Origin of the sequence: Fictibacillus iocasae (assembly GCF_042665465.1) — a bacterium.
GTDB lineage: Bacteria > Bacillota > Bacilli > Bacillales > Fictibacillaceae > Fictibacillus > Fictibacillus iocasae.
The window spans coordinates 1-13,795 of the sequence record NZ_JBHTCP010000042.1 but is presented as its reverse complement, the minus strand read 5'-3'; the positions used below and the strand labels follow the sequence as shown (position 1 = coordinate 13,795).

The window sequence follows — 13,795 nt, the reverse complement described above, 5'->3', positions numbered from 1 at the left end:
GAAGTTGAACGAAACCAATGCGAAAGAACGCATTACCGAACTGCGCGAGCTCCTTGAAAAATACAATTATGAATATTATGTGCTCGATAAGCCGACCGTTCCGGATTCAGAGTGGGATAGCTTAATGCGCGAGCTGATCGAGCTCGAGAACAATCACCCTGAGCTGCATGATGAGCATTCGCCGACTGTCCGTGTCGGCGGAAAGGTGCTCGACTTTTTCGAAAAAGTGCAGCATAACGTTCCGATGCTCAGCCTCGGCAATGCGTTCAACGAGCAGGATCTGCGCGACTTTGACCGCCGCGCATCCGAAGGAGCCGGCGGAAAAGTGTCATATGTCGCCGAGCTCAAAATTGACGGACTCGCGGTATCGCTGCTGTACGAGAACGGCAAGTTCGTCCGCGGCGCGACGCGCGGCGACGGCACGACAGGCGAGGACATCACTAACAATTTGAAAACGATCCGTTCCATCCCATTCCGGTTAAAAGACAGCGTAAAGCTGGAGGTGCGCGGTGAGGCGTTCATGCCGAAGAAATCGTTTGCCAAACTGAACGAAGCGCGCCAGGAGCAAGGTCTTGAGCTGTTCGCGAACCCGCGTAACGCCGCAGCCGGCTCATTGCGCCAGCTGGATCCGAAAATCGCCGCGAGCCGCAGCCTCGATATTTTTGTGTACGGTGCCGGCCAGATGGAAGGCCATCGTGTCGATTCGCACAGCGAAAGCCTGGATTACCTGAAGCACCTCGGATTCAAAACGAACCCCGAATGGAAAAAGTGCGCAGACATTGATGAAGTGATTGAATTTGTTCAAGGCTGGGGAGAAAAGCGCCCTGACCTGCCATATGAAATCGATGGAATCGTCATTAAAGTGGATTCACTGCATCAGCAGGAGGAGCTAGGCTTTACCGCGAAAAGCCCGCGCTGGGCGATTGCATACAAGTTTCCGGCAGAAGAAGTGGTTACAAAGCTCGAAGGCATCGAGCTGAACGTCGGCCGCACCGGTGTTGTCACACCGACCGCGCTGCTGCAGCCGGTCGTCGTCGCCGGCACGACGGTTAAAAGAGCGTCTCTTCATAACGAAGATTTAATACGAGAGAAGGATATTAAGATCGGCGACTATGTGGTCGTCAAAAAAGCGGGAGACATCATCCCGGAAGTCGTGAACGTGATCGTCGACCGCCGCACTGGCGATGAGCAGGATTTCGCGATGCCAACGCATTGTCCTGAGTGTGAAAGCGCGCTTGAACGCCTTGACGGCGAGGTTGCGCTGCGCTGTTTGAATCCGCAATGTCCGGCACAGATTCGCGAAGGACTGATTCATTTTGTGTCGCGCAACGCGATGAACATTGACGGCCTCGGTGAAAAAGTGGTCGCCCAGCTTTTTAAAGAAAAACTGATTGAAGATGTCGCCGATCTGTATGTGCTCGAACGGGAGCGTCTGCTGCAGCTCGAGCGCATGGGCGAGAAGTCGGTCGATAACTTGCTTGACGCAATCGAGAAATCAAAGGACAATTCGCTTGAGAAGCTGTTGTTCGGACTTGGTATCCGCCACGTTGGGGCGAAAGCGGCAAAAACGATCGCCCAAAAGTTTGAAAACATGGACTCGCTCATGAACGCGAGCCGTGACGAGCTGCTCGCGATCGACGAGATCGGCGAGAAAATGGCCGAATCGATCGAACTCTATTTTAGCAAGCCAGAAGTGACCGAGCTTGTAGAAGAACTGCGGTCTCGCGGTGTGAACATGGAATACAAAGGTCCAAAGCTCGTGAAAGCAGAGGACATCGACTCCATTTTTGCCGGCAAAACGGTCGTGCTAACTGGAAAGCTGTCCATTTTGTCTCGTAACGAAGCAAAAGAAAAGCTTGAGCGCCTCGGGGCAAAGGTTACCGGAAGCGTGAGCAAGAACACGGATATGCTGATCGCTGGCGAGGACGCTGGATCGAAGCTTGAAAAAGCGCAGTCACTCGGCGTGCCGGTCATGAACGAGCAAGAACTGATCGATCAATTGAACTAAACGAAAAATCAGCTGCGCCAGTGGTAGCAGCAAATCGCAGGCACAAGTTCGCGCCTGCTGGGGAGTGTACCTTACATGATGAAGAAAATCAGCCTTCTATTCCTAACGCTGCTGATCGTGCTCACAGGCTGTCTAAACGACAACAGCCTTGAAAAGGAAGAAGAAGTGGTTAAGAAAAAAGGGAAGAAAGAGGAAAAGGCGATCATCACAGGCGAGATCAAGACGGGCGAGAACTATTACCGCAGCATCTTTCCGTTTGAACCGGGCGGCGCACGCGGCTTGATCCGGTATGGAGTCGATAACCGCCTTGACATCAATGAGTTTGAGATGGGCCTTATGCGCGTGGCGCAGGAAAAGTTCAGCACCGACAAATACTTTTTCCAGGAAGGCCAGTATTTGACCGAATCGACCGTCAACAACTGGCTGAAGCGTGACGACGGCAAGAAAGAAAAGCTCGAAAGCGGGGAGATGAGCCAGCGCGGCATGAACCCGCCCCTCGGGATGGACGAAAACTCCACCGATGTGAAGGCTGTCTTAAAAGCCAATGAAGACAACCCGAAATATTTGTCTTATGTGCTCGAGCATAACTACCTTGTCCAGTCGGGCGAAGGAAAGGTCAAGCTCGGTGGTCTCGTGATCGGCTTGTCGTTTAACTCGACGTATTATTTTAAAGCAGAAGATAAAGAACGGAAAATTCATCCTGGCGAAAAGAAGCTGGATAAAGATAAAGTCAAGCAGGAGGCGGCCAAGATTGCAGAAAAGGTCGCTGAGCGCCTGCGCACGCAAAAAGGGCTTGAAGACGTACCCATGCTGATCGCACTGTATCAGGAAGAAGAGCGTGATGCGGTGGTACCTGGCCATTTCTTCGCGGTCGGCACTGTTTCAAAGGGAAGCGGCTCAATCAACGACTGGGATCAGATCGACGAGAAATATTATCTTTTCCCGTCAGGCGCCGCATCGAAAAACAAACGCAACGACTTTGAAAGCTTTACCAATTTCAAAACCGAGATCCAAAAATATTTCCCGAACTATATCGGAGTGATTGGAAATGGGCTTTACGTTGACGGTGAACTGAAGCGATTGACGATTCAGATTCCTGTGCAGTTCCGCGGCAAGGCGGAAATCATCTCGTTCACTCAGTTCGTGACGACACGAGCGCTCGAAAAGCTGCCAGATGTGCCGATCGAGATCTATATTCAATCCGCCGTCGAACAGCCAGAAGCCCTCATCGTGAAAAACGAGGGTCAAGAAGAGCCATTCGTTCACATTTACAGAAAATAAGGATGCAAGGTGCCCCTTTTAATGGCGGGCACCTTATTTTTGTGTGCTGGAGGAGGTGATATGGTGGCGCGCGGGCGTATTCTACACCATTGCGGCTGTTTCCGCCATGGCGCGGGCGCGAGCTACACATTTGCGGCCGCATTACGGCTAACCGTGGCCGCAAACACCGAATTCACGGGCATTATTCCGTTATTTACCAAAAAACAACCAACGTAACGAGCTCAAAGACTCCCTCATCAATTTGCAAAAAAAGACCGGCGCACCAACAGCGGCGGACCGGTCTTCACCTTATTTTGTTACATTATTAAGAGATACGGCTTGTTCCAGGTTCGACACGATCGACAGCGAGCTGAAGTCGATCCCAAGCTGGACAGCGGTCTGTGCAATTTCCGGGCGAATTCCAGAAAGTGTTGTTCTGACACCGATCAGGTTGAGAGCGTCAATCAGAAGGAAAATTTGCTGCGCGACCAGTGTATCGAACATGACGACGCCGGAGAGATCGAGAAGCAGGTGCGAAATTTGCTTTTCCATGCACTGTTCCATCGTGTTCTCCATAATGATTTTCGCGCGCCGCGTATCTATATCCCCAACGAGCGGAAGGAGAGCAACATGCTTCGTGAGCACGATGATAGGGGAGCTCAATTCTGTGATAAGCTCCTGCTGTGCCTCTAGTCGCGATTGGGAGTAGTTATAGTTCTCCTCTGTAAACCATGTCATGATCTTATTGAAGGTTCGAATGATCTTTCGGTTCCATTCGTTCACACGTTCATGTGAGAAGTCATCGTTATTTTCATAAACAAATTGCTGAATTAAATCCAAGTATTGCTCTTGCGTGTTAAAGAACTCTCTCATCATAAAATGAATGGGTGTGCGCAAATGCTGCTCGTCCTGCGCAATTTCCATTATCCAAGCGTTAAAGCTGTTATAAACAGAAGAATCAGGCTCACTCAAAAAGTGAACAAAATGCAAGTGAAAATCGTGATTTTGTTTTTTTAATGTTTCAATCACCTGAGGGTCGGTAGACGCGTACACGCCTGTAGGATCGCTTTTATCAAGGTTGTTGTACCAATCCTCTGTCAGCTGGCGTGTTTTCTCCCTTAAATATTGATATAACCGTTGATTTTTTTCCATAATTCTCCCCTATTTCTCTGCAATTTCCGAAATAACCCAATGTAAATGTTAATACCCATATTACCTTAGTACTAAACCTTGCGCACTAAATAAGTGAAGTAGTCTGACTATTTCTCATTGTTTGAACTAATGCATTGATTAAGGTAGAATATACGTGGTTCTACCAATTTTGAAAACGCTTTAATTATTAGGAGGGACACATACATGACTCGTGAGTACAAGCATGAACCTTTTACAGATTTTTCAGTTGCAGCGAATAAAGAAGCGTACGAAAAAGCGCTTAATCTTGTTAACAGCAGCCTTGGGCAGGAATTCCCGCTCGTAATTGGTGCTGAAAAAGTAACAACAGACGCGAAAATCGTCTCCATCAACCCGGCAAACAAAGAAGAAGTGATCGGGTCTGTTTCAAAAGCTACACAAGACCACGCTGAAAAAGCGATGCAAGAAGCGCTAACAGCGTTCGAAAGCTGGAAAAAGTGGGATCCTGAGCACCGCGCGAACATCCTGTTCCGTGCCGCAGCGATCATCCGCCGCCGCAAGCATGAGTTCTCTGCATACCTGACAAAAGAAGCAGGCAAGCCGTGGAAAGAAGCAGACGCTGATACAGCAGAAGCAATCGATTTCCTAGAGTACTATGCACGCCAGGCCATCAAGCTAAAAGCTGGCCAGCCAGTTGTCAGCCGCGAAGGCGAATTCAACAAGTTTAGCTACATTCCGCTTGGAGTAGGGATTATCATCTCGCCATTCAACTTCCCGTTCGCAATCATGGCAGGTACAGCGGTTGCAGCGATCGTTTCTGGTAACACGGTGCTATTGAAGCCAGCAAACACAACGCCAGTTATCGCAGCGAAATTCGTTGAAGTAATGGAAGAAGCAGGCCTTCCTGCAGGTGTCCTTAACTTCGTACCAGGAAGCGGCGCAGAAATCGGCGACTATTTGGTTGACCACCCGAAAACGCGCTTCGTATCCTTCACAGGTTCACGTGAAGTCGGCTGCCGCATTTACGAGCGTGCAGCAAAAGTTCACCCTGGCCAAATCTGGCTGAAGCGCGTTATCGCGGAAATGGGCGGAAAAGACACGGTTGTTGTTGACCGTGACGCTGACCTAGATCTTGCAGCTAGCTCAATCGTATATTCTGCTTTCGGATTCTCCGGCCAGAAATGTTCAGCTGGATCACGTGCTGTTATCCACCAGGACGTGTACGATGTAGTTCTTGAAAAAGCTGTTGCATTGACGAAAGAATTGACAGTGGGAAGCCCTGAAGAAGTTGGCACATACATGGGGCCAGTGATCGACCAGGCGTCTTATGACAAAATCATGAAGTACATCGAGATTGGTAAAGGCGAAGGCCGTCTAGTAGCAGGTGGAGAAGGCGACGACTCCAAAGGCTACTTCATCCAGCCGACAATCTTTGCTGATGTGGATGAAAAAGCTCGCTTGATGCAGGAAGAAATCTTCGGACCCGTAGTAGCGGTTTGCAAAGCACGCGACTTTGATCACATGCTTGAGATCGCAAACAACACAGAGTACGGCTTAACAGGTGCTCTTTTATCAAACAACCGCGAGCACATCGAGCGCGCGCGTGAAGAGTTCCACGTAGGTAACTTCTACATCAATCGAGGCTGCACAGGCGCGATCGTAGGATACCAGCCATTCGGCGGATTCAACATGTCCGGTACAGATTCAAAAGCTGGTGGACCAGATTACCTGATTCTTCACATGCAAGCGAAAACAACTTCAGAAACGCTTTAAACTTTAAAAGCCTCTCCTGGTCGTTAGCCGGAGAGGCTTTTTTGTGTGCTGTCGCAGCAAGTTTCCTCAATTGTTGTAACATTTAGCGAAAATGCTTTAAGAAGTGCTGTAATTGATGTAAAGAATTGATAACTTGTTTTAACAAATCTCATTTATGTTGTAAGAATCTTAAAAAGTGTTGCGATGGTACAAAATTAGTTCAATCATTCGGCCATATTTGGATCTGGAAACCCCAACAAGTCACAATACTATTCATTTTTTACACATCACAAGGGCAAATTAGAGAAAAGCCTTAATGAATGTGGAGGAAATCAGCATGAAAGAGGAAAAAGACAAAAAGTCATTAGACGAAACATTGCCGCACCAGATCAGCTCACCCGATTTCAAAGGAACGAGTATGAAGATGCAGCCGCCGTTCACGAACGAGCACGGTGTTGTCATCGGCGACAGCTTTTACGACTCGCCAAACTCGCCGCTCAACAACTGGAGCACCGATACCGATCCGGAAATCATGGCAGGCGACGAATGGGTGCACCCGACAAACGACATCGGCTGGAATACCGCTGAGAACCGCGACCTGGTCGAAAAAAAAGCCAAGCCAAAAGGCGAGCATTTCACGCATCCCACAAAAGACGCGAGCTACAGAAAAGACTAAAATAGTCGGAAATAGTCGGGGTCCGGTACGTTTTGGCTTAAACGCTGCTATATCAAGCATGCTTTGAAAACGTACCGGACCCCCAACCAAAAAGAAACCGCTATTATTGGCGGTTTTTAACTAGCTAATTTTGATTTTGTAAGAGCTTTCGGGCGAAAATGAGGATTTTGCAGGCAAGAACGGCTTTTAATCAGGCGAAATAAGGGGGCTTTCGGGCGAGATTTTTAATTTGCGGACATCGCATACCAACCGCACCTCGTGTGCCAACCATCAACTAACCAACAAGCAAACCTTAATAAACCCTAAACCCACTCTTTCTGCCGCCGTTTCTCTTTATACCATTTCACAAGGCTCGCAACCGTCATGATCGCGCCGACGAGCAAACCGCTGAACGTCACGAACAGTGCGATATATTGAAACAGTGAGTACGACGACATTTTGCCCCAGTCGATGTTTCCTTTCAAATCCTCGATCACCTGGTTCATGCCGTAAATGCCGCCGATTACCGTATACAACGTCAACACGGTCAGCAGGTGGCCGTTTCGGTTCGAGGCGAACTTGTCTTGATATTGAAACAAACTCGCCAAATTATCCTTCACATCTTCATACAGCGCGCGTGTGCCGAACACATGCCGCAGCTGCGTGAACACCTCGCGTCCCTGCGTTTGAGGAGCAAGCTCAATAAAATAATACTTCGAAATAAAATGATTGATCGCCCGCACCAGGTCTTCAATTTTCTCATCCTCACGCTCGAGCTTCACGCGCGAGTACTCATTCGAAAACTTCAATAACACGATTTTATAGAACAGATTGATCAGCAACCCATAATAATACTCGCCGTACATCTGGCTCGCGAGCTGCCGGCTCCGCCCGCCATTTTCAGTCGTTATCAAACAAAAGCTGTGCTGATCGCACACATAATACGTGTCCGGCGCCCACCGGTCATAGCACTGTTCCGACACATAGCGCGCCAAATAGTCCAGGCTGCTGCACTCGACTCGAGGGTTCCCATCACCATTCAGTCCGTCGAGCTGCCCTGCGCGGAACAAATCCGCGTTCTCAATCAACTCATCGGCCGACAACACAAACGTACCTTGCACATACACACGCTCGTCCACAAAATAAGGAAGCGTCTCAAAATGAGAGTCGCTAACCACGCTAAAATCAAAAAATGGCGGCACCTCAGGAACGACACTCTCAAAAAGAAAATCGTCCACTTGATCAAACGTTGAGCCGTCACACAATACCTCAGCTTTTTTATCCTGTGGCGTCCGGTCCTCCAGCACGCGGAACCGGCTCGCGAACTCCAGTGCCTCCGAATAAGGCAGATCTTCCACCTTCGTCCGCACACTCAGCAACCCGAGCTGAAACGGACATACAATCACATCCACAGAAATGAGAGAGAACGGAACCGATACATTATCTGTCTTCAATAAAGCGGACACGTTCAAAACCTTCGAATACCGCTGAAATCCAGCACCTTCACGACTTTTCGGAAAAATAAACTTTGTGATAAACGGCAGAAAATAGTGCTCCATATCGCGGTGCGATACGCGTTCGCCGCCATAAAACGCATCTTCTAGATCTGTCTGGCCAAGATCAAACCTCGTATATCCCGAATCAGCCAGCACACCTGCCAGCTTTCTCTCAGAACTTTTTTTCAGCGCAAACGGAAAAACGAACGTCAGCAGCCCGCTCTCCAATTTTTTCTCATTCACCGTGACTCGCTCCATAGCCATTCCTCTTTCGCTACACCTGTTTTTATTAGGATTCCCTCACAAAAGACCGATAAACCTAGAGGCAAGTTGCCGAGCGCGGTGCCGTTTGTTATCATCAGTATAATGTACAGAACTGCAAACACGGAGGGATGTAAGAAATGTCTCGGATTTCAAAGGAAGAAGTAAAGCACGTGGCTAATCTAGCGCGTTTGGCGATAACGGAAGAAGAAGCGGCGAGAATGCTCGGTGAGCTGGATGCGATGATTGAGTTCGCGGAGCTGCTGAACGAGCTCGACACAGAAAATGTGGAGGCGACAACTCACGTGCTCGATTTGAAAAATGTGCTGCGCGAGGACAAGACTAAAGAGTCGCTTTCAAGAGAAGAAGCGCTTAAAAACGCGCCGCAGCAGCAAGACGGGCAATTTAAAGTACCGAACGCATTTTAACAGCAGGAGGAGAAAATATGTCACTGTTCGAACATAAAGTTTCAGAGCTGCATCAGCTTTTACATAAAAAAGAAATCTCGGTCACCGATCTTGTGGACACGTCGTTCAAACGAATTGCCGAGGTGGACGATAAAGTAAAATCCTTTCTCACACTGAACGAAGAAGGAGCGCGCGCACATGCCCGTGAGCTTGATGAAAAGCTTGCGAGCAATGCTGCAGACCGTGGCCTTTTATTCGGCATGCCAGTCGGAATTAAAGACAACATGGTCACAAAAGGACTGCGCACAACATGTGCGAGCAAGATCCTCGCCAACTTTGACCCGGTTTACGACGCGACAGTCGTGCAAAAGCTGCACGCTGCAGACACGGTCAATATCGGAAAGCTGAACATGGACGAGTTCGCGATGGGTTCATCAAACGAAAACTCCGGATTTTTTGCGACGAAAAACCCGTGGGACTTAGCTTGCGTGCCAGGCGGTTCATCCGGCGCGTCAGCTGCAGCCGTTGCGGCAGGCGAAGTATTGTTCTCGCTCGGCTCTGACACAGGAGGATCCATCCGCCAGCCCGCGGCATTCTGCGGCGTTGTCGGAATGAAGCCGACGTACGGCCTCGTGTCACGTTTCGGCCTTGTCGCGTTCGCGTCATCACTCGACCAGATCGGTCCGATCACGCGCAGTGTAGAAGACAACGCCTACCTGCTGCAGTCGATCGCCGGCCACGACAGCATGGACTCGACGTCTGCAAACGTGGAAATCCCGGATTACGTGGCGGCGCTCGGAAATGATGTAAAAGGTCTCAAGATCGCTGTGCCAAAAGAATACCTCGCAGAAGGCGTAGAAGCTGGCGTAAAAGAAAAAGTCCTCGCGGCGCTTAAAGTGCTCGAAGGACTCGGAGCGACGTGGGAAGAAGTGTCGCTGCCTCATTCGAAATACGCACTCGCAACGTACTATCTGCTGTCATCATCTGAAGCGTCGGCTAACCTGTCACGCTTTGACGGGGTCCGGTACGGCCTTCGTTCAGACAACAGCGAAAGCCTGATCGAGCTGTACAAACAGACGCGCAGCGAAGGGTTCGGCGAGGAAGTGAAGCGCCGCATCATGCTAGGCACGTTCGCGCTCAGCTCTGGCTATTATGACGCGTATTATAAAAAAGCGCAGAAAGTCCGCACGCTCATCAAGCAAGATTTTGAAGACGTGTTCACTAAATACGATGTGATCATCGGACCGACTACACCGTCGCCTTCATTTAAATGCGGCGAGAAGACGAAGGATCCGCTTACGATGTATGCGAACGATATTCTGACGATTCCGGTGAACTTGGCGGGCGTTCCGGCGATTTCCGTTCCGTGCGGATTGAGCGACAACTTGCCGATCGGACTCCAAATCATCGGAAAGCATTTTGACGAAAGCACGATTTACCGCGTCGCCCATGCGTTTGAGCAGGCGACAGACCATCATAAAGCAAGACCGCAGCTGTAGGAGGTGCCGGACATGACGACAAAATTTGAAACGGTAATCGGACTAGAAGTTCACGTTGAGCTGAAAACAAACTCGAAAATTTTCTGCGGCTGCTCCACTGCGTTCGGTGCACCTGCCAACACCCACACGTGCCCGATCTGCCTCGGCCACCCGGGCGTGCTGCCGGTCGTGAACAAGCAGGCCGTCGAGTTCGCCATGCGCGCAGCGATGGCGCTTAACTGCCACATTAACACCGATACAAAATTTGACCGCAAAAACTATTTTTACCCGGACAATCCGAAAGCGTACCAAATCTCGCAGTTCGACAAGCCGATCGGCGAGCACGGCTGGATCGAGATTGAAGTGAACGGTGAGAAAAAGAAAATCGGCATCACCCGCATTCATATGGAAGAGGATGCTGGGAAATCGACGCACGTTGATGACGGATCGCTGATCGACTTGAACCGCCAAGGAACACCGCTCGTCGAGATCGTTTCTGAGCCAGACATCCGGACGCCGGAAGAGGCGTACGCGTATTTGGAGAAGCTGAAGGCGATCATCCAGTATACAGGCGTTTCTGACTGCAAGATGGAAGAAGGCTCATTGCGCTGTGACGCGAACATCTCGCTCCGCCCATATGGCCAAGAAGAATTCGGCACGAAAACAGAGCTTAAGAACTTGAACTCGTTTGCTCACGTGTTAAAAGGGCTCGAGCATGAAGAAGTGCGCCAGGCAGAAGTGCTGAACAGCGGCGGCGTGATCGACCAAGAGACGCGCCGATTTGACGAGAGTACGAAGAAAACCATTTTGATGCGTGTAAAAGAAGGATCTGATGATTACCGCTACTTCCCGGAACCGGATCTTGTCGGGATTGAGATCGATGATGCGTGGATGGAGCGTGTGCGCGGCGACATTCCTGAGCTGCCGGACGCGCGCCGAACGCGTTACGTCGCGGAACTCGGACTTCCCGAATACGACGCGAAGGTACTCACCATTTCAAAAGAGATGGCCGATTTCTTTGAAGCGGCTGTTGCAGTAGGTGCCGACGCAAAGCAAGCGTCCAACTGGATCATGGGCGAATTGAGCGCGTACTTGAACAACGAGGGCAAAGAGTTAAGCGAGATTGCGTTAACGGCAGAAGGCCTGGCTGGCATGATTAAGCTCATCTCAGACGGCACGATTTCCACGAAAATCGCGAAGACAGTGTTCAAGGAATTGATTGAGAACGGCGGCGACGCAGGAGAAATCGTGAAGGCGAAAGGCCTCGTCCAGATTTCGGATGAAGGTGCGATTCGTGAGATGATCGTGAAGATCGTCGATGCGAACGAGCAATCCGTCGCCGATTTTAAAGCCGGAAAAGACAAAGCGATCGGATTCCTAGTCGGACAAGTGATGAAAGAGTCCCGAGGCAAAGCAAATCCGCAAATCGTGAACAAATTATTAGTTGAAGAGCTGAATAAGAGATAAACAAACACCGGACGCGGGAGCGTTCCGGTGTTTTTCATGTGTTTGTGGGTAAGGAATGTGGATTTTGGACAAGTTTGGAAGTGCTTTGTAGTAGGCGCGGGTCCAATCTTCACAAATGCGGGTCCAAAATAGATAAGCGCGGGTCACAACTGACGATGCGCGGGTCACTGAAGACATTCCGCGGGTCCAAACCCCGGATCCGCGGGCGTAATTCCGTTATTTTCCAATAAAATAAAACCCGCGCGAAGAATATAAACAAGAAAAAACACCCGACGCACATGGCGTTCCAGTGTTTACTCAACCTTTTACTCTTAAATTCCCAATAATAAAGGAATAGAAGACAGATTAACAGAATTATCCATAGTGAAAAAAGCATACGCAATCCAGGAGGCCAGGATGCTAAAAAACAAACGGCTCGTTATTCTCATAGTCTTCTTGCTGTTATCTGGTTTGATCGGCTACAGCCTCATCAACCGCAATCCTCCCATGCCAACCGTGAAAACAGAAGGAAACGATCGTGTGCCTGTTCGTCAAGCCAGTTTTTGCTGGAAAGGCTTCTTTAGCGCTATGTGCGTAGATATGGCCGAACCTTTTATGGTGGAAGGCAGAGAAGGGGTGCCTGTGCAGCCAGGAGAAACCATCTCCATCACGTTCAACCAAACCCCTCTCAACAAAATGGAAACCGTCTCAACATGGAAAGAGGGAGATAACTTGCCGAAAGAGACACCAATGGACAGTGCTAATCATTTCGAGGCACCTCGTGAAGAAGGCACGTATGGTATTAGCTTGAACACCGAGTGGAACAGAGGCAGTGTGTCGCATTATTTTTTTATTGACGTACGATAACCAAAAAGGAGCGATTGATATGCTGGGAGCATTCATTAACTTTATCTTCGTTATTCTTTTTTTTACGTTCGCTCTTATTCTATCAAAAGGAAAAGGAGCATTCCTTCTCTCAGGCTATAACACCATGTCTAACGAGGAGAAGACTCAATACGATGAGGCAGCGCTTTGTCAATTTATGAGCAAGATCATGTATGGAATCAGTTTGAGTATTCTATTATTTGCAGTAAGCGAGCTGCTGGAGAACCAAACGATTTTTATCATCGGTCTCATCTTCATGCTCTCCCTTATCCTCTTTGCGCTACTTTACGTCAACACAAATAACCGTTTTAAAAAAGTAAAATAAGCAGGAGCCACATCGCATATCTATAGATTGAAGAACGGAGTCCGCATGAAAGCTGGTGTTCACATGAAAAGAAGTCTTATTTTAATAGGGCTTGTCTTACTCATCAGTGGTCTATGGTTTTTCAATTTTATACGTGATGAAGGCGAATTTACTAAATGGAGCCACGCCTCAGTTGGCAAAGGCGTTTTAATAGAAAGCAAAGCTGTTTATATAGGGTATCACTTTAGGTGGGATGGAATAGGGAAGCCGACTATTGAAAAGGTAGAGTTGCTGAAACGCGATGGGTCAGAGGATGCGAAAGTTGAGTTATATATGAGTAACAAAGAGATCGGCACATATGATGAGGAAGACGCGATAAAAGAGGGGATCATTCAAACATTGTTTCCTGTGAAGGGTTTCACACCCGATACCAATTTTTTTATCGTATTGCGAGTGGGGCAAGGTGATATTCAATCCGATCAAGATATCCGTAAAATAAGCATCACCTATACAAAATTCGGCCAATCTCACGTTCAAACCCTCTCGTTTGAAGACGGCGTGATATCAGATTAAAAGCACTGCGGATGATTCGCAGTGCTTTCTTTTAGTGTGCCCGGCATGGGTACAGGCTATAGGGTGTGAGTCCCGAACTGTGAAGGCAGTAGTAACAGTAGCTTAAGACAAGGTGGTGCGGGGCGACCCGCATAGCTGA

At 49.0% G+C, this 13,795-nt stretch carries 12 protein-coding genes; 10 read left to right on the top strand and 2 right to left on the bottom strand.

Features of this window, described 5'->3' with window-relative positions:
• The first annotated feature begins 4 nt into the window (after positions 1-4).
• Positions 5-2,008 (top strand): NAD-dependent DNA ligase LigA, encoded by a 2,004-nt coding sequence (gene ligA / locus ACFQPF_RS12505; protein WP_379750074.1) that lies wholly within the window; start codon positions 5-7, stop codon positions 2,006-2,008.
• Between the two features lie 75 nt (positions 2,009-2,083).
• Positions 2,084-3,289: a CamS family sex pheromone protein gene (locus ACFQPF_RS12500; RefSeq protein ID WP_379750073.1), complete on the top strand. Its 1,206-nt coding sequence runs from the start codon at positions 2,084-2,086 to the stop codon at positions 3,287-3,289.
• Positions 3,290-3,577: 288 nt separating this feature from the next.
• Here ACFQPF_RS12500 and ACFQPF_RS12495 read toward each other — a convergent pair whose 3' ends face one another.
• Entirely contained in the window at positions 3,578-4,420 is an 843-nt protein-coding gene (locus tag ACFQPF_RS12495) for an STAS domain-containing protein (RefSeq protein ID WP_379750072.1), read from the bottom strand.
• A gap of 204 nt (positions 4,421-4,624) precedes the next feature.
• On the opposite strand from ACFQPF_RS12495, the gene pruA reads away from it, so the two are divergent.
• Positions 4,625-6,172, top strand: coding sequence for an L-glutamate gamma-semialdehyde dehydrogenase (gene pruA, locus ACFQPF_RS12490; RefSeq protein WP_379750071.1), 1,548 nt, complete (start codon positions 4,625-4,627; stop codon positions 6,170-6,172).
• A 316-nt stretch (positions 6,173-6,488) separates the two neighbouring features.
• A complete protein-coding gene (locus tag ACFQPF_RS12485; protein WP_379750070.1) occupies positions 6,489-6,827 on the top strand; it encodes a DUF3905 domain-containing protein in 339 nt (112 codons plus the stop codon).
• Positions 6,828-7,129: 302 nt separating this feature from the next.
• Here ACFQPF_RS12485 and ACFQPF_RS12480 read toward each other — a convergent pair whose 3' ends face one another.
• On the bottom strand, positions 7,130-8,560 hold the full coding sequence (locus ACFQPF_RS12480; RefSeq protein WP_379750069.1) for a hypothetical protein: 1,431 nt from the start codon (positions 8,558-8,560) through the stop codon (positions 7,130-7,132).
• A gap of 143 nt (positions 8,561-8,703) precedes the next feature.
• On the opposite strand from ACFQPF_RS12480, the gene gatC reads away from it, so the two are divergent.
• The 6 genes from gatC (at position 8,704) to ACFQPF_RS12450 (ending at position 13,656) form a co-directional block, all read left to right on the top strand.
• Positions 8,704-8,991: an Asp-tRNA(Asn)/Glu-tRNA(Gln) amidotransferase subunit GatC gene (gene gatC / locus ACFQPF_RS12475; protein ID WP_379750068.1), complete on the top strand. Its 288-nt coding sequence runs from the start codon at positions 8,704-8,706 to the stop codon at positions 8,989-8,991.
• 17 nt (positions 8,992-9,008) lie between these two features.
• Positions 9,009-10,469: an Asp-tRNA(Asn)/Glu-tRNA(Gln) amidotransferase subunit GatA gene (gatA, locus tag ACFQPF_RS12470; RefSeq protein ID WP_379750067.1), complete on the top strand. Its 1,461-nt coding sequence runs from the start codon at positions 9,009-9,011 to the stop codon at positions 10,467-10,469.
• A gap of 12 nt (positions 10,470-10,481) precedes the next feature.
• Complete coding sequence (gene gatB, locus ACFQPF_RS12465) at positions 10,482-11,915, top strand: Asp-tRNA(Asn)/Glu-tRNA(Gln) amidotransferase subunit GatB (protein ID WP_379750066.1); 1,434 nt, start codon at positions 10,482-10,484, stop codon at positions 11,913-11,915.
• A 396-nt stretch (positions 11,916-12,311) separates the two neighbouring features.
• Positions 12,312-12,761, top strand: a complete 450-nt coding sequence (locus ACFQPF_RS12460) for a hypothetical protein (RefSeq protein ID WP_379750065.1) — start codon at positions 12,312-12,314, stop codon at positions 12,759-12,761.
• A 19-nt stretch (positions 12,762-12,780) separates the two neighbouring features.
• Positions 12,781-13,104, top strand: a complete 324-nt coding sequence (locus ACFQPF_RS12455) for a DUF3784 domain-containing protein (protein WP_379750064.1) — start codon at positions 12,781-12,783, stop codon at positions 13,102-13,104.
• 45 nt (positions 13,105-13,149) lie between these two features.
• Positions 13,150-13,656 carry a hypothetical protein gene (locus ACFQPF_RS12450; RefSeq protein ID WP_379750063.1) on the top strand — a complete coding sequence of 169 codons (507 nt, stop codon included), beginning with the start codon at positions 13,150-13,152 and terminating at the stop codon, positions 13,654-13,656.
• Positions 13,657-13,795 lie beyond the last annotated feature (139 nt).

Bases quoted from the DNA above. Each gene is read 5' to 3' on its own strand.
- gatB (WP_379750066.1), top strand. From the start codon at position 10,482: ATGACGACAAAATTTGAAACGGTAATCGGACTAGAAGTTCACGTTGAG.
- gatA (WP_379750067.1), top strand. From the start codon at position 9,009: ATGTCACTGTTCGAACATAAAGTTTCAGAGCTGCATCAGCTTTTACAT.
- ACFQPF_RS12500 (WP_379750073.1), top strand. From the start codon at position 2,084: ATGATGAAGAAAATCAGCCTTCTATTCCTAACGCTGCTGATCGTGCTC.
- pruA (WP_379750071.1), top strand. From the start codon at position 4,625: ATGACTCGTGAGTACAAGCATGAACCTTTTACAGATTTTTCAGTTGCA.
- ACFQPF_RS12480 (WP_379750069.1), bottom strand. From the start codon at position 8,560: ATGGAGCGAGTCACGGTGAATGAGAAAAAATTGGAGAGCGGGCTGCTG.
- ACFQPF_RS12485 (WP_379750070.1), top strand. From the start codon at position 6,489: ATGAAAGAGGAAAAAGACAAAAAGTCATTAGACGAAACATTGCCGCAC.
- ACFQPF_RS12495 (WP_379750072.1), bottom strand. From the start codon at position 4,420: ATGGAAAAAAATCAACGGTTATATCAATATTTAAGGGAGAAAACACGC.
- ACFQPF_RS12455 (WP_379750064.1), top strand. From the start codon at position 12,781: ATGCTGGGAGCATTCATTAACTTTATCTTCGTTATTCTTTTTTTTACG.
- ACFQPF_RS12460 (WP_379750065.1), top strand. From the start codon at position 12,312: ATGCTAAAAAACAAACGGCTCGTTATTCTCATAGTCTTCTTGCTGTTA.
- ACFQPF_RS12450 (WP_379750063.1), top strand. From the start codon at position 13,150: ATGAAAGCTGGTGTTCACATGAAAAGAAGTCTTATTTTAATAGGGCTT.
- gatC (WP_379750068.1), top strand. From the start codon at position 8,704: ATGTCTCGGATTTCAAAGGAAGAAGTAAAGCACGTGGCTAATCTAGCG.